Source organism: Bifidobacterium saimiriisciurei (assembly GCF_010667655.1).
Taxonomy (GTDB): Bacteria; Actinomycetota; Actinomycetes; order Actinomycetales; family Bifidobacteriaceae; genus Galliscardovia; species Galliscardovia saimiriisciurei.
Map to the genome: position 1 here is coordinate 113413 of NZ_WHZU01000009.1, position 16164 is coordinate 129576.

General features: G+C 64.8%; 14 protein-coding genes. 12 read left to right on the forward strand and 2 right to left on the reverse strand.

The window, feature by feature from the left end; translation table 11 throughout:
- Positions 1–225 precede the first annotated feature (225 nt).
- From mraZ to GFD18_RS06935, 12 genes are all read left to right on the forward strand, one after another.
- Positions 226–723, forward strand: a complete 498-nt coding sequence (gene mraZ / locus GFD18_RS06880; RefSeq protein WP_163199621.1) for a division/cell wall cluster transcriptional repressor MraZ — start codon at positions 226–228, stop codon at positions 721–723.
- Between the two features lie 7 nt (positions 724–730).
- Positions 731–1798 carry a 16S rRNA (cytosine(1402)-N(4))-methyltransferase RsmH gene (gene rsmH / locus GFD18_RS06885; protein ID WP_163199622.1) on the forward strand — a complete coding sequence of 356 codons (1068 nt, stop codon included), beginning with the start codon at positions 731–733 and terminating at the stop codon, positions 1796–1798.
- A complete protein-coding gene (locus tag GFD18_RS06890; protein ID WP_163199625.1) occupies positions 1795–2253 on the forward strand; it encodes a hypothetical protein in 459 nt (152 codons plus the stop codon). The genes rsmH and GFD18_RS06890 overlap by 4 nt, the downstream gene beginning before the upstream one ends.
- Positions 2250–4046 carry a peptidoglycan D,D-transpeptidase FtsI family protein gene (locus GFD18_RS06895; RefSeq protein ID WP_318644444.1) on the forward strand — a complete coding sequence of 599 codons (1797 nt, stop codon included), beginning with the start codon at positions 2250–2252 and terminating at the stop codon, positions 4044–4046. Before GFD18_RS06890 ends, GFD18_RS06895 begins: the two co-directional genes overlap by 4 nt.
- Before the next feature lie 46 nt (positions 4047–4092).
- The gene (locus GFD18_RS06900) at positions 4093–4974 is read left to right on the forward strand and encodes a UDP-N-acetylmuramyl peptide synthase (RefSeq protein WP_163199627.1); all 882 of its coding nucleotides are present in this window, start codon (positions 4093–4095) and stop codon (positions 4972–4974) included.
- 71 nt (positions 4975–5045) lie between these two features.
- Complete coding sequence (locus GFD18_RS06905; RefSeq protein WP_163199629.1) at positions 5046–6575, forward strand: UDP-N-acetylmuramoyl-tripeptide--D-alanyl-D-alanine ligase; 1530 nt, start codon at positions 5046–5048, stop codon at positions 6573–6575.
- Positions 6572–7672 (forward strand): phospho-N-acetylmuramoyl-pentapeptide-transferase, encoded by a 1101-nt coding sequence (mraY, locus tag GFD18_RS06910; RefSeq protein ID WP_163199631.1) that lies wholly within the window; start codon positions 6572–6574, stop codon positions 7670–7672. The genes GFD18_RS06905 and mraY overlap by 4 nt, the downstream gene beginning before the upstream one ends.
- 71 nt (positions 7673–7743) lie before the next feature.
- Positions 7744–9177 (forward strand): UDP-N-acetylmuramoyl-L-alanine--D-glutamate ligase, encoded by a 1434-nt coding sequence (gene murD, locus GFD18_RS06915; protein WP_163199632.1) that lies wholly within the window; start codon positions 7744–7746, stop codon positions 9175–9177.
- A 142-nt stretch (positions 9178–9319) separates the two neighbouring features.
- Positions 9320–10528 carry a peptidoglycan glycosyltransferase FtsW gene (locus tag GFD18_RS06920; protein WP_404801619.1) on the forward strand — a complete coding sequence of 403 codons (1209 nt, stop codon included), beginning with the start codon at positions 9320–9322 and terminating at the stop codon, positions 10526–10528.
- Positions 10529–10597: 69 nt separating this feature from the next.
- Entirely contained in the window at positions 10598–11770 is a 1173-nt protein-coding gene (locus GFD18_RS06925; RefSeq protein ID WP_163199635.1) for a UDP-N-acetylglucosamine--N-acetylmuramyl-(pentapeptide) pyrophosphoryl-undecaprenol N-acetylglucosamine transferase, read from the forward strand.
- Positions 11771–11839: 69 nt separating this feature from the next.
- Positions 11840–13414: a UDP-N-acetylmuramate--L-alanine ligase gene (gene murC / locus GFD18_RS06930; RefSeq protein ID WP_163199637.1), complete on the forward strand. Its 1575-nt coding sequence runs from the start codon at positions 11840–11842 to the stop codon at positions 13412–13414.
- Positions 13415–13440: 26 nt separating this feature from the next.
- Positions 13441–14508 carry a cell division protein FtsQ/DivIB gene (locus GFD18_RS06935; RefSeq protein WP_163199638.1) on the forward strand — a complete coding sequence of 356 codons (1068 nt, stop codon included), beginning with the start codon at positions 13441–13443 and terminating at the stop codon, positions 14506–14508.
- Positions 14509–14598: 90 nt separating this feature from the next.
- Here GFD18_RS06935 and dtd read toward each other — a convergent pair whose 3' ends face one another.
- Together dtd and GFD18_RS06945 are read right to left on the reverse strand one after the other, a co-directional pair.
- On the reverse strand, positions 14599–15072 hold the full coding sequence (gene dtd / locus GFD18_RS06940; RefSeq protein ID WP_163199639.1) for a D-aminoacyl-tRNA deacylase: 474 nt from the start codon (positions 15070–15072) through the stop codon (positions 14599–14601).
- Positions 15073–15145: 73 nt separating this feature from the next.
- Positions 15146–15862 (reverse strand): DUF4391 domain-containing protein, encoded by a 717-nt coding sequence (locus GFD18_RS06945; protein WP_163199640.1) that lies wholly within the window; start codon positions 15860–15862, stop codon positions 15146–15148.
- Between the last annotated feature and the right edge of the window lie 302 nt (positions 15863–16164).

Below are 16164 nucleotides of genomic sequence, written 5' to 3' on the forward strand. Positions count from 1 at the left end.
AGATGGGGCGTAAAAAGTTCGGCAATCCACTATACGCCCAGCCCTCTAAAAGGCCCGTGGTCGTGGCCGGCCGCCCTCTGCTGCCGAGGATGTGGCGCCCGGCGAGGCGAATGTGATGAGATGTGGGTGAAAAACACCATTTGGTGGTGAAGAATGGTGATTGGTGGGGTAGAGTGGTGAACTGTTGGTCGCGGTTCAGCATTGTGGGGCAAGGAGGTGAACGCGATGGCCGATGACTCCGTTATGCCATCCGACGCCGCCGCTGAGCCCTCGATGGATCTGCCGCCGCTGCTTTTGGGAACCTACACCCCGAAGATCGACGCCAAGGGAAGGCTGGCCCTTCCCGCCAAGCTACGCGGCCAGCTGGGTTCCGGACTGGTCATGGCCCGAGGACAGGAGCGATGCGTGTATCTGCTGCCCCACAGCGAATTCCGACGCGTCGCCGCCCAGATTCAGCGCACATCCCTGGGGAACAAGGCCGCGCGGGACTATCTGCGCGTCTTCCTTTCCGGGGCGGTCGACCAGGCTCCCGACAAGCAGGGCAGGGTGGTGGTCCCTCCCATGCTGCGAAACTACGCGGGACTGGGCAATGATGTCGTCGTCATCGGCGTCGGCACCAGGGCCGAGATATGGAACCGCGAATCCTGGGAGGCCTATCTGGCCGCGCAGGAACAGGGATATGCCGATATCGCCGATGACGTATTACCGACGGTGGAGTTCTAGGAAAGACATGGATATCACAGCCATTCATCAGCCGGTCCTGCTCGAGGACTGCGTTCGTCTCGTCTCGGAGGCGGCCCTGCGGCCCGGCTCCGTCATCGTGGACTGCACGCTCGGCCTTGCGGGCCACGCCACGGCGTTCCTCAAAGCCGCTCCCGACGCCCGGCTCATCGGCATAGACCGCGACGAGGAGGCCCTTGCCCTGGCCACTCGGCGTATGGAAGACAACGGTCTGGCCGATCGCTTCATCCCCGTGCACTCCGCCTTCGATTCCCTCGCCGACGTGCTTGCCGACCGCGGCATCGATCGGGTGAACGCGGTGTTCATGGATCTGGGGCTCTCCAGTCTGCAGATCGACGAGACGGAACGAGGCTTCTCCTATTCCCATGACGCCCCGCTGGACATGCGCATGGACCCCTCCCAGCCGCTCACCGCGGAAAGCGTGCTGAACGAATACCCCGTGGAACGGCTCCGCGGCATCTTCCGGGAATACGGAGAGGAACGGTTCTCCGGGCCGATCGCAAAGGCCATCGTGGAGGATCGGCGCCACGAACGCATACGCACCTCGGCGCAGCTCAACGCCCTCGTCGACAGGGTCGTGCCCAAGGCCCACAGACCTGCCGGCAACCCCGCGAAACGCGTGTTCCAGGCACTGCGCATCGAAGTCAACGGCGAACTGGACAAACTGGCGTCCACCCTGCCGCAGGCCGCGTTGCATCTCGCCGAAGGCGGTCGTCTGGTCGTCGAGTCGTACCATTCGCTCGAGGACAAGACCGTCAAGCGGTTCATGGCGAACGGGCTGAAGGTCGATGTTCCGGCCGGCATGCCCGTCATCCCCGACGACGCCCGCCCGTTCTTCCGCGACCTCACCCGCGGCGCCATCAAGGCCGACGCCGATGAGATCGCCTCGAACCCCCGATCGGCCTCGGTGAGGCTGCGGGCCGTGGAGCTGACCCGACCCATACCCGACCGTTGGGCCAGGCGGTTCGCCGAAGGCCAGCATGCCGGGTACGCGGCGACCAGGACGACGAAGACCACCAGGACGACAAGGACCTCCACACGAAGGGGACGCCGATGAGCTCATCACGAACCGCACGCAAGCGCATCGAATCCGCACCCCGCGGCATGCGCTCGCAGACGCAATCGCGTCCCCATTTGCGGGTGTCCTCCTCCGAGCAGGGCGATCCGGAGACATTGCGAGGACGATTGAAGATGGTGATGGGCAATGCGAGGCCGAAGCGCCTGCGCATCTTCCATTTCGTCTGTGCCATCGTATTCCTCGCCGCCAGTCTGATCGGCTCGCTGGTGCTGCGCACACAGATGGTGGAGGACTCGTTCGCGATCACCGATACGCAGCAGTCCATCGGACGGCTCACGCAGGACGTGCAGGAACGTCAGACGAAGCTCGACGCGCTTGAGGCGTCCCTGCCGCAGAAAGCCCAGAAACTGGGCATGGTCCCCGGCTCGGACGCCCTGACCATCGACCTGCAGGGATACCAGTCGGGAACGAGCAACGCGAAGGGAAGCAAGTGAACCGTAAGGCACAACGCAGTCAGGGAGACATCTTCCGACGCCGCGCACTGGTCATCGGCATCGTGCTTGCCCTGCTCGCATCGGCATGCATCGCAAGGCTGTCGTACATCCAGCTGTTCTCCGCCGAATCGATGGCGCAGGCGGCCACCGCCAGCCGCACGGTCACCAAGCCGCTGCAGTCGCAGCGCGGCACCATCGTCGACACCAACGGCGTGGTGCTGGCGCAGAGCGTGGAACGCTATACGGTCTACGCCGACCAGAAGGCCGTCGCTGACTTCAAGCCCGTCGACTGCAAGGGCGACAACCAGAGCGTCTGCCACTCCATCGACGGCAAGAACGTCAACGCCGAAGGCGCCGCCGCCGTGGCCAAGCTGTTGGCGCCGGTGCTGGGCATGAACACCATGGAGCTTGGAGGCAAGCTCGTGGGTGAAAGCCGGTACGTGGTCCTCAAGAAGAACGTGGTGCCGGCGGTCAAGAGGTCCATCGACAAGCTGCACCTCTCCGGGGTCATCAACTACGAGCTCACCAGCAAGCGCGAATATTCCGACAAGGACGGCCTGCTCGGCGGCGTGCTCGGCGGCGTCGACGATTCGGGCGCCGGAGTCGCGGGAATCGAGAAGATGACCAACGCGTCGCTGGTCGGCAAGGACGGCTCCGTCCGGTACCAGCGTGGCGCCAACGGCCAGGAGATCCCCGGCACCAGGACCGAATCGGAGCAGCCGGTGGACGGCGGCAAGGTGAAGCTCACCATCGACTGGGACACCCAATGGTATGTGAAGAAGGCCCTGCAGGACGCCAAGAAGAAGACGGGCGCCGACTGGGGCATCGCCGTGGTCGAGGAGGTCAAGAGCGGCAAGATCCGCGCCATCGCCGACACCGACACCTACGCCGCCGGCAGCGACGGGGCCAAGATGAACGCGTCCAAGGCCGTCACCACGGTGTTCGAGCCGGGCTCGACGGGCAAGCTCATCACCGCCGCCGGACTACTGCAGGAGGGGCTGCACAAGCCGACCGACAAATTCCAGGTGCCGTACCAGACCGAGGTCAACGGCCAGACCTACCACGACTCGCACGAGCACGGCCTGCAGAACCTCACGCTCGCCGGAATACTCAAGGAGTCGTCGAACGTCGGCACGGTCATGGCCTCGAAGAACTACACGCTCAAGCAGCGCTACGACTACATCACCAAGTTCGGCATCGGCCAGAGCACGGGACTGAACTTCCCCGGCGAATCGCGAGGGCAGCTGGCGCCCTACCAGTCATGGGACCTGCGCACGCGCAACACGGTGCTGTTCGGCCAGGGCTATTCCGCCTCCGCACTGCAGATGACCAACGTCGTCGCCACCATCGCCAACAAGGGCGTGCGCTGCGGCCAGTCGATCATCGAGTCGTCCACCGATGCGGACGGCAACGACACCACGCCCTCGGCGAACCAGCCGGTGCGGGTCATCGACGAATCCGTGGCGGGCGAGCTCATGGACATGATGGAGTCGATGGCCTCCCAGTACAAGAACGTCGCCAGCATCAAGGGCTACCGCATCGCCGGCAAGTCGGGCACCGCTCAGGTGGCCGATTCCAGCGGCGCGCTCAACAACCACATCGGCGATTTCATCGCCGCGATTCCCGCCGACAACCCCCGGTATGTGGTCACCGTCGTGCTGATGAACCCGGACGGCATCTACGGCGGTATCACCGCCGGCCCGGTCGTCGCGACCATTGGTGAATTCCTTATGCAGAAGTACGAGGTGCCTGCCTCGTCCGCAAGGAAAAATGCTATTCCTACAGAATGGTGAAAGGGACCATGCGAGACAACATGATCAACGCAGCAAGAGGTGAGGCATGAGCGCATTAAGCGAAGCGAGCACGGAGCATCTCACCATCGCCGACCTCCGTGAACGGTACGGCCTGATGACCGACAACAGGTCCTGCGGCAAGGTCACGGTGACCTCGCTGGCCAACGACATGGATTCCGTGAGCCCCGGCGCGCTGTACATAGCCCCGGTCATGGGACTGAACGCCGACGTGGTGCTGCAGGCGGAACGTCGCGGAGCGTATGCGGTGCTCCTGCCATCATCCGCGCAAGGACAGGGATTCGCAGGCAACATCCCGATTCTCTATGGCGACCTGACCGATGCCGAGCACGGGCAGATGGCCGCCGACATCGCCGGGCATCCCTCCAACGCCATCGCCGTGTTCCTGGTGGCGGGCGAGCAGGCGTCGAAGCAGGCGTCGAACATCGCCGGGCTGCTGCATGTGCTGGGCAACCCCGTCGGACAGATCGGATTCCGGCATTCCGTGTCCCTCGAACGACATCTGGTCGAGGAATACCCGCTCAACGCCCTGGACATCCAGCGCATGCTGTCGGTGTTCGTGGAGGACGGCGCATCCGCGGTCGTCATCGGCGCCGATGACCAGACCCTGCTGCCCGGCGCGCTTTCGTCCGTCGTCGTCGATGTCTGCGCCCTGAGCGAGCCCGACGACGCGGCGGCCGCCCGCCCCTCGCTCAAGGAGACCATGGAACGGTATGGCGCCGTACTGCGCGAACGCACCCATGTGGCCCACCGCACCGCCGAAACCGACGATATGGCGGCCCATTATGACGGCGCGAACGACGATGCTTCGAACCGCCGGCTGTCCCTCGCCATCGCGATGGTGATGAAGGCCGGGGTGCGCAAGGGCAACATTCGCAGCGCCCTGCGGGTGACCAAGGAAATGGGCTGACGGAGACGTTGCCGGCGACTGCCGAATGGAACTCACGAATGCCACGAGAAGACGGAAGAGGTTGATTACGTATGATGCTCATAACAGTGAAGGAAGCGGCGCAGGCCGTTGACGGCGAGCTGCACGGCGGCTCCGCGGGGGATGGCTCCGAGGCCATCTCGTCGGTGGTCACCGATTCGCGAAAGGTCGAGGCCGGCTCGCTGTTCGTGGCCATCGCGGGAGAACGCGTCGACGGTCACGATTTCCTCGGCAAGGCCCTCGAGGCCGGTGCCGTCGCCGCGCTGGTGGACCATGTCGTCGACGGCGTGGACATCGACCAGATCGTGGTCGGGGACACGGTCGCCGCACTCGGTCTGCTGGCCAAGGAGAACATCCGTCGTCGCCGGGTCGAATCCGAACCGTTCACCGTGATCGGCATCACCGGATCGGTCGGCAAGACCACGACCAAGGACCTGCTCAAGGCGTTGCTGTCGAGCCAGGCCAGGACCATCGCCCCCATCGGATCGTTCAACAACGACATCGGCATGCCTCTGACGGCGCTGGAAGTGGATTCACAGACCCGCTATCTGGTCTCCGAGATGGGCGCCAGCCACATCGGCGAGATCGCCTACCTGACGTCGATCGCCCGCCCCGACATCTCCATCGTGCTCAAGGTCGGTGTCGCCCACCTCGGCGAATTCGGTTCCGTGGAGAACATCCAGAAGGCGAAGAGCGAGATCGTCCGCGCCCTCGACGAGGACGGCGTTGCCATCCTGAACGTCGACGACAACCACGTGGTGCCCATGGCGAACCTGGCCCCCGGTCTGGTGTACTGGTTCGGCCAGGGCTCCGACGCGCAGATTCGCGCCTGGAACGTGAGTGCCGACGACCATGACCGCGCGAGCTTCGACATGAAGCTGCCGGACGTGGCCGATCCGCTGCATGTCCGTCTCGGCATCCCCGGACGCCACAATGTCATGAACGCGCTGGCCGCATCCGCCGCCGCATGGTATCTGGACGTCCCCGCGGAGGACATCGTGCGTGTGCTCGGCGAGCAGAAGCGCATCAGCCCGCACCGCATGGCCGTCTCCACGTTGGAGCGTGCAGGCGCGTCCTTCACCGTCATCGACGATTCCTTCAACGCCAACCCCGATTCCATGAAGGCCGGTCTCGACGGCCTCGCCGGATGGAAGGTCGCGGAGGGCGGTTCCGCGCCGTTCAGGATCGCGGTGCTCGGCTCGATGCTCGAGCTCGGAGGCGACGAGGCGGCGTTGCACCGCGGCATCGGCGAATACGCGGCCGGGCTCGGCCTCGACGCGGTGATCGCCGTCGGCAGCGACCACGATTCCACTCTCGACTCCCTGGCCGCGGACCTCGTCGAAGGCGTGCGCGCCGGCGGTGAAGGCAACGGTCCCGTGCCCGAACTGGTGCATGACGTGGACGCCGCCGACAGGGCCGTGCTGCGTCTGGCCCTGCGCCATCCGCATGCCGTGGTATTGCTGAAGGGTTCGCACGCATCGGGTCTGAGCGGCCTCGCCGCCCGGTGGGAGCGCAACGATTCGGTCCCCGACCTGGCCGGTCTTTCGGAAGGCAAGTCGATCCAGAATGGAGAAACGCTGTGATTTCGCTGCTCATCGGTCTCGGTGTGTCGCTGATAGTGACCCTCATCGGCACGCCGCTGCTGATTCATATCGTCCATAAGCTGCATTACGGCCAGTACATCCGGCAGGACGGCCCCCAGTCCCATCTGGTCAAGCGCGGCACCCCGACGCTCGGCGGCGTCGTGATCAACCTTGCCATCGTGCTCGGCTGGGCGTGCTCGGCGCTGTACCGGTACCTCGCCTATCACGACACCCCCTCGTGGACGGCGATCCTCGTGCTGTTCGCCATGCTGTCGATGGGCGCCCTGGGCTTCATCGACGACTTCGCCAAGGTGCGCAAGAAGCAGAACGAAGGCCTCTCGGTCGGCGGCAAGTTCTTCGGCCAGTTCGTCTTCGCCACGCTGTTCGCCGTGCTTACGCTGATCGTGCCCACGAAGAGCGGATTCCCCAGCGCGCAGGCGGGCATCGCATTCGTCGAGCATCCGTTCGTGTCGTTCGATTTCGCCGGACGCATCGTCGCCATCGTCATCTTCGTCATCTGGGTGAACTTCCTCATGACCGCATGGACCAATGCGTTCAACCTCACCGATGGCCTTGACGGCCTGGCATCCGGCAGCTCCATGGTCGCGTTCGTCGGATACTCGCTCATCGCATACTGGGAGAGCTACCACCTCAAGGGCGGCTCCGGCTCCGGCTTCGCCTACTCGGTCTCCGATCCGCAGGATCTGGCCATCATCGCCGCCTGCGCCGTCGCCGCCTGCTTCGGGTTCCTCTGGTACAACACCAATCCCGCCAAGATCTTCATGGGAGACACCGGCTCACTGGCGTTGGGCGGTCTGTTCGCGGCGCTGTCCATCACCACCCACACCGAAGTGCTTGCCGTCATCCTCGGCGGTCTGTTCGTCATGGAGACCTGCTCCGACGTGATTCAGGTCGGATACTTCAAGATGACGCACAAGCGCGTCTTCAAGATGGCGCCGATCCATCATCATTTCGAACTGTGCGGCTGGCAGGAGAACACTGTCGTAGTACGCTTCTGGATGATTGAGATGCTGTTCGTGCTCGTCGGGCTGGTGGCGTTCTACTCCAACTGGCTGGTGGGATCGGGCCAGTTCTGACGTTCGGATGTGCCGCATGGGGGCGTGCCTGAGGCGCGGTGCCACGCGGCGATGCTAAGGAGGCAGGTCGTATGACCAAAGTTGAGGATTTTTCCGGTGCAACGGTGCTGGTGGCCGGACTGGGGGTCTCCGGAAGGAGCGCGTGCACGGTGCTGCGCGACCACGGGGCCACGGTGCTGACGTTCGATGAGCGCAAGCCCGAAGCCGACTACCATGCCGAGAACGAGATCGAGTTCGACCGACTCGACGCCATCATGACGTCACCGGTGTTCGCTCCCTCCACGCCGTTCCTTCAGGAGGCGGCCCGCCGCGGCCTCGACGTCATGAGCGAGGTCGAGCTCGCATGGCGCCTGCGCGTCGATTCGAGCCACACCGGCAAGCCGGCTTCGTGGATCGGCATCACCGGCACCAACGGCAAGACGTCCACGACGGAGATGACCTCGGAGATGCTGCGCGCCGCAGGATTGCACGCGCCGGCCGTGGGCAACATCGGCACTCCGGTATCGTCCGCCGCCGTCGACCCCTGCAACGACGCCCTGGCCGTGGAACTGAGCTCCTTCCAGATGCACTACACCGATTCGCTGGAACTGGACTGCGCCGCGATCACCAACCTTGCCGACGATCACCTCGACTGGCATGGAGGATTCGAGAACTATGCCGCCGACAAGGCCAAGGTCTACCGCGACGTGAAGCGCGCGCTGGTCTACAACGCCGATGACGAGCGCGTGAGCGAACTCGCCATGGCCGCCAGTCCCGCCGAAGGATGCCGCCGTGTCGGATTCACCCTGCACAAGCCCCATGCCGGGCAGATCGGCGTGGAGGACGGCTGGATCGTGGACCGTTCCGGACTGCGCAGCGAGGACGCGCCCGAACGCGTGGCCAAGATCCGTGACTTCGCCCATCTGACCGAGCCCGATGGCACGGTATACCCCCACCTGCTGGCCGACGCGCTGTGCGCCCTTGCCCTGGTGCTGGGCAAGGGCATTCCGGCCAGCGTGGCCGTAGCCGCGCTGCAGGCGTTCAAGCCCGGCGGCCATCGCATCGCCAAGGTCGCCGAGGCCCCGTCCGGGAACGGCGTCATCCGCTTCGTCGACGATTCGAAGGCCACCAATGCACACGCCGCCAGGGCCTCCCTGTCGAGCTTCGGACCCAAGTCCGTCGTCTGGATCGCCGGTGGCCTCGCCAAGGGCTCTCGTTTCGAGGACCTGGTCGCAGACCAGGCGAAGACCATCCGGGCCGCCGTCATCATCGGCGTCGACCAGGAGCCGATGAAGGCGGCATTCGCGGCCAAGGCGCCCGACATCCCGCTCACGTTCATCGATCCGGAACCGAACGATACCGTGATGGACCGTGCCGTGGAGGCCGCGGGAGCCGTGGCGGAACCGGGCAATGTGGTGCTCATGGCACCGGCCTGCGCCTCCATGGACCAGTTCCGTTCATACGCCGACCGTGGCGATCGCTTCGCAAAGGCGGCCCGCCACTGGGTGACGGTCCATGCCGAATAAGCGACGCAAGACCGGCCGCCGTTCGGTGGGTTCCTCGTCGTCGGGCGTCAAGTCGTCGGTCTCCTCGAAGCAGCTCGCCGTGCGTGGCGCCGAGCGTCCAGGCGACGACGTCCAGCTCAAGGGGCTGGACAAGGCCGTCGCCTTGGTGACGAACGGCTCGCCGGTCGCCAGCGGCGGCCGTCCGAGCCGCCGTCCGGTGGACTATTCCGGCATCCGTTGCCTGCTCAACCCCGTATGGTGCTATTACGGCTTCATCATCTCCGTGGCTGCATTGACGTTGTTCGGCATGATGATGGTGTTCTCCAGTTCCACGGTGGACGCGGTCGCCAACGGGGATTCGCCGTGGAGCACCATTCTTTCGCAGCTTCTGTATTCGGGCCTTGGCCTGTTCGTCGGATTCGTGCTGACGACGCTGCCGGTGAAGTTCTACCGCACGCTGTCGCCGATCATGCTGCTCATCGCCATATTCCTCCAGCTGCTGACGCTTGTGCCGGGCATCGGTTCCGCAGCCGGCGGCAATGTCGGTTGGATCGTCATCGGTCCGATTCGTTTCCAGCCGGCGGAGATTCTCAAGTGGAGCGTATGCGTATGGATGCCATCGGCCCTGCTGGCGTCGCGTTCGTTCCGGCTCCCCGGCTGGCGCGCCTATGCGGCGCCGATCGGCGGCTTCGTCGCCGCCTTCGGTGCCGTCATGGTGGGCAAGGATCTGGGAACCGCCATGATCGTCGTGGTCATAGGCGCCGTGGCGCTGTTGTGCGGAGGATTCCCCCTGCGGTGGTTCTTCGGCCTCGGCGGCCTCGGCTTCGCCGGAATCCTCCTGCTGTTCGTCACCGGCAGCTCCAACCGCATGAGCCGCATCCTGGCCACGTACGGCACCTGCTCCGCGGAGGATGCGCAATCCGTGTGCTATCAGTCCATCCACGGCACCTACGCGTTGGCATCAGGCGGTTTTGCCGGCGTCGGCCTCGGCAATTCACGCGAGAAATGGAACTACCTGCCGGCCGCCCACAACGACTTCATCCTTGCGATCATCGGCGAGGAACTCGGCTTCCTCGGCACCTGCGCCGTGGTGCTCGGCTTCGTCGTGCTCGGATGGTGTCTCATCAACATCGCCATACGCCATCAGGACGCCTACGCGCGCATGGTGCTCATGTGCATCGCCGTGTGGCTCACCGGTCAGGCGTTGGTCAACATCTCCGTGGTCGTCGGCATCCTGCCGGTCATGGGCCTGCCCATGCCGTTCGTCTCCGCGGGAGGAACGGCGCTGGTCATGTGCCTTGCGGCGTCGGGCACGGCGGTGCGCATGGCACGGGCTCAGAGCGAAATCGGATCGGCGGTGTCCCGCGTATGACGGGGACGCGAAACACCTGAACGGCCCCGACCGGCCTGTTCGGGCGGATGGGGCGGTATGCTCATAAGCATGTCTGAAGGAGTAAGCATCGTGCTCGCCGGTGGCGGCACCGCAGGTCATGTCAATCCGTTGCTGAGCATCGCGTCAAGCATCCGAGAACTCGATCCCAGCGCCTCGATCAGCGTCATCGGCACGAAGGTCGGCCTCGAGCAGCGACTCGTCCCCGCAGCGGGGTTTGAGATGGACACCATCGAGAAGGTTCCCTTCCCCCGCAGCATCAATGCCGACGCGTTCCAATTCCCCTTCCGCTGGGTGAGCGAGACCAGTAAGGTGAAGCGAATCCTGCGGGAGCGCCATGCCGATGTGCTGGTGGGCGTCGGCGGATACGCCTCGGCCCCGGCGTACTATGCCGCGCATGCCATGGGCATACCCGTGGTCATCCATGAACAGAACGCCCGCGCCGGCATGGCCAACAAACTCGGCTCCCGTTGGGCCGATTTCATCGGCACCGTATACGAGGATACGGGGCTGACGGCCGGTCCCCACGCGACCATCGAACGCGTCGGATTGCCGCTGCGTCCCGCCATCGCCGAAGTCGCGGCCAAGATGGAGCAGGACCGCGCCGCCGCCCGCCGCGAAGGGGCCGAGGCTCTGGGGGTCGATCCCGATCGGCCCATCGTGCTGATCACCGGCGGCTCGCTCGGCGCGCAGAGCCTGAACGTGGCAGTCTCCAATGCCGCGCGCGAATTGCTCGACGTGGCGCAGGTCATCCATCTCACCGGCAAGGGCAAGCTCGGCCAGGTGCGTCAGCTCGTCTCCGCTTCGGCGGGGGAGCAGGTGATTTCCGGCGTCGGCCCCGACAGCCTCGGTGACGGCGACTACCATGCCGCAGAATACCTGGAGCGTATCGACCGGGCCTTCGCCTGCGCCGATCTGGTCATGTGCCGTTCCGGCGCCGGCACCGTCGCGGAGATCGCCGCGCTCGGACTGCCCGCCGTCTATGTGCCTCTGCCGATCGGCAACGGCGAGCAGAAGTACAATGCGGAACCGGTCGTCGAGGCCGGGGGCGGCTTCCTGGTGAAGGACGACGACTTCACCAGCGAATGGGTGGTGTCCCATGTGCCCGGACTGCTCGGAGACAAGGACCGTCTCGCGTCCATCGCCCACGCCGCATGGGGCTATGGCATCCGAGACGCGGCCGATACCATGGCGAAGCGGGTGCTCGCTCTTGCACGGCGCTGAACGCCGGCCGTGAATATCCCGACCGCGTCGATAATGGAATGAGTTCGTTTTCCAAAAGGAGATATTGTCGTGTCAGATTGCGCTTGCAGCAAGTCCATCGTGCTGGAGCCCACCAGCCGTCCCGCGGACGCCGAAACCCTGACGGTCCGGACGCTGGGCCGGACCCATTTCATCGGCATCGGCGGCGCGGGCATGAGCGTGTTGGCGGAGATCCTGCATGAACGCGGCGTCGAGGTCCAGGGCTCGGACAGGGAGCTCGGTCCGAAGGCCAAGCGCCTGCAGTCCCTGGGAATCACCGTCTTCGTCGGCCAGCAGGCCCAGAACGTCGAAGGCGTCGACACGGTGGTGTGGTCCAGCGCCATCAAGCCCGACAACCCCGAGATCGTCGCCGCGGTCAAGTCCGGCGCCAGGCTCATGCACCGCAGCGACGTACTCGCACTGCTGATGACGTCGGCCCGTGCGGTCACCGTCGCGGGTGCGCACGGAAAGACCACGACCAGCGCCATGATCGCGCACATCCTTGTCCACGGAGGCAAGGGCGACCTCGCCGACCCCAGCTACGCCATCGGCGGTTCGATCCAAGGACCGAACGGCCCCGTCGACGGCGGTCACGCCGGCAAGGGAACGGTACTGGTCGCCGAAGCCGACGAATCCGACGGCAGCTTCGCCAAATACCATCCGGAGATCGCCGTCATCACCAACGTCGAGGCCGAGCATCTCGACCATTACGGCACGGCCGAGGCCTACCGCCAGGCGTTCGTCGACCACGCCCACCACGCCACGGGACATGTGGTGCTGTGCGCCGACGACGAAGGGGCGCTGTCCGTGCTGCGTTCCATGGACGCCGACGCCGCATCCCGTGCCGTCGCCTATTCGACGCGTCCCCTCGACGAGGTCGGCGACGTCAACGGGGCCATGTTCGTGCATATCGACCATGAGGCCGAGGCCGCCGCGGACGACGGCTCCGCATCCCCGGAGGCGGTGGAGTCGTTCACCCTGCACATGCCCGCATCCCTGCACGCCGCAGGCGACATACCGGTGCATCTGCGCATCCCCGGCATTCATAACGCGCGCAACGCCACGGCCGCCATCATCGCCGCAACGCTGCTGGGCATGGACCCCGCCGATGCGGCGAAGTCCGCCGGTGCGTTCCGTGGCGCCGCCCGTCGCTTCGAAATCCGAGGCGAGGCCGCCGGCGTGACCGTGGTCGACGACTACGCCCATCATCCCACCGAGATCGCCGCCATGCTCGATGCGGCCCGCCGCCGCTTCCCCGAGTCCACGATTCGCGTGCTGTTCCAGCCGCATCTGTTCTCCCGCACCAAGTTCTTCGCCCATGATTTCGCCGAGGCGCTGTCCAAGGCCGACGATGTCATCGTCACCTGCATCTTCCCGGCGCGCGAACGGCAGTCCGACTATCCCGACATCAGTTCCAAAACGGTCGTCAAGGCGGCGGCCGGTGTCGCCCATGAGCCGTCGGGCGGTTGGATCGAATCGGTGCCCGACATGTGCCAGGCCGCCAAGATGCTGGCGATGCGATGCAGGCCCGGCGACGTCATGTTCACCGTCGGTGCCGGCGACATCACCGACATGGCCGACGTCATGCTGTGCGTGCTCAAGACGCGTACGGAGGACCAGCAGTGACCCGACAGCACGGAGGAGCGTGATTCATGGCCGGACGAGTCGTCTCGTCGCATTCGGGACAATCCGATGACGGCGGGACCGAATCCCGCGGAAGGACGCTTCGTGGCGAGACGGGCCGTGGGGTCCGTCACGGCCGGGTCGCCGAAGGCGTGGCCGGCAAGTCGTCCCGCCGTACCGTCAGGTCGGCATCATCCCAGTCGCCGGCGGGGTCGACCCGCCGGACGAAGAACGATTTGCCGGAGTCCGAGGATTTCGTTGACGCGCGCCGGATGGAAAGCCGCAAATCGGTTTCGGAGCGTCTTGACAGTCCCGATTTCGGCGGGCCCGGACTGTTCGCCCGTCCCAAGGTGGTGAACTTTCCCGAGCGTCTTGCGGAACGTCGCCAGGCATACCGGCGACGGAACATCATCCGCGTCGCCATCGCCCTGCTCATCGTCGTTCTCGTCTCGCTGCTGACATGGGCGTTGCTGTTCTCCCCGCTGCTGCGGCTGCAGGCCAGCCAGATCACCGTTTCCGGGACCAATACGTGGGTCTCCGAAAACCAGGTCTTTGACATCGCCCATAGGCAGGCCGGCAAATCCCTGATACTCGTCGACACCTCGACGATAGAAAACGACATCGGCGACCTCCCGGGGGTCACATCCGCCGATGCGACCAAACGGTATCCCCATGGTCTGAGCGTCACCGTCAAGGCGGAGGTCCCCGCAGCCGTGCTGAAATCCGACGGCGGCTCCCTGACCGCGGTCGACAGGGAGGGGCGTGTGCTCAACGCCGTCAATGCCTCGGTGAAGGGCATCCCCGTCATCAACGTGAAGAACGCCGAGAAAAGCCTTGACAACAAGGCCGTGCAGCAGGCGTTGAAGATTCTGGGAACGCTTGACGAATCGATGCGACGCAAGATCGTCAAGGTCGAGGCGAAGACCCAGGACTCCGTCACGACCAGGCTCAGCGACGGCTACACCATCATCTGGGGCAATTCGTCGGACATCGCCCTGAAGAAGGCCGTTGTCGACAAGCTGCTGGAGAATCCGAAGCAGCTCGACGGCGCGAAGACCATCAACGTGGCCGCGCCTGACAAGGCCACCATCAAATAGGCGGTTCGGCGTGCAAAGCCGTATAAAAGGCAAAGGGCCGTTCGTGCTCCCGACATGGGAATGCGAACGGCCCTTTGTGCGGTAAAAGGCTTATTTCATAAGAATATCCGTATCATATGAGATGGTCACCGGACCATCGTTGGTCAGAGACACCTGCATATGCGCTCCGAAACGTCCCTCGCGTACGGTGACGCCGTAGGATGCCAGCTCCTTGTTGAACTCGTGCCAGACGCGTTCGGCGTGGTCGGGCCGGCCGGCACCGGTGAATCCGGGACGGTTGCCCTTGCGCACGTCGGCGAACAGGGTGAACTGGGATATCGACAGCACCTCGCCGCCGACGTCAAGCAGCGAACGGTTCATCCTGCCGTTCTCGTCCTCGAACACCCGCAGATGCGCGATCTTCCGAGCCAGCCATGACACCTGCTCCGGGCCGTCCGCGTCGGCGACGCCCACCAGCAGCATATATCCCCGGGCGATGGACCGGGGCTCGAACGGTTCGTCGCCCTCCGATTCGGGAACGACGGACACCGAGGCCTGTGAAACCTTCTGCACAACGATACGCATACGGTTCAGTCTACAGTCCAAGGCCCATGTGTTCGGCATATCCCGCCCGTTCCGGGCTGCGATGCGTCGGACGTCAGGCCTGCAGCTCATCCAGCTGCCTGCGTGCCTTATGCAGCTTCGCGTAGATCTCGTTGCGTTGGGCAGGGGCCTTGGCGCGGGCATGGTCGCGCTCCAGCTTGGCGACCTGGGTGCGCAGCGTGACGATTCGGTCCCGGCGAAGGATGCGGGCGTCGAGGTCCGCTCCGTCCTCGACGCCGAGGACGGCCTGTGCGCAGAACGAATCCCATGCCTCGTCCAACGTCGGGCCATGCATCGTCAGACGAACGTCACCCGCCGGGCCCCATTCACCCATGTACAGCTTCGTCTCGGCGACATGGCCTACTCTGCCGGGCGCTTTTCGACATACGGCCAGGATGCATTCCTCCGCGTGGGCCTTCCCATCGCCGTCGGAGTCACGGACCACGACGAACACGATGCCGCCGCTTCGGCGTGAGGCGATGAACGCCAGCACATCCTCGGGAACCTCGGCCCCGTTGATGCGCACCCCGAGGACGAGAATCTCATGGCAGTGCGAGCCGTCGGCGACGCCGGTGTTCGCCGGCCGGACAAGACCGAGCATGGCGATGGAATCCACCTGATCGGTGAAATGCCTCTTCAGACGCGAGGAAATCGGAACCCTGGCATAGAACATCTGCTTGGGCAGGATTCCCTTCCGTGCGGGAACCGCCGTGGTCTTCGGCAATCCCAATGTGAGCGCGGAGACCGACCCGCATGCAGCAACCGTCATCATTGACCTTCTTTCGCCGTGCGATGCATATGCGTCCAACCATACCGCTCCAGCGTTGCGTTCCCGATGATTGCTCGCCGTTTCGGACACGACACGCCGGGGGAGGGGAGTGGTCCGTGGCGAAAACGGGAGCCGCTCCATGCCGCGCGTCCCCAAGGGGTTCAATTCCCGTTAGGGAATATGGAAAGAGGCAGAACGTCTGGCGACGCCCTGCCTCTTTCCATATCAGTGGAGCCGGCGGGAATTGAATACAAAAGCCGTGAGCCCTTTATTTGCAACGATTCTGCACGGCGCAAAAGGTAGAC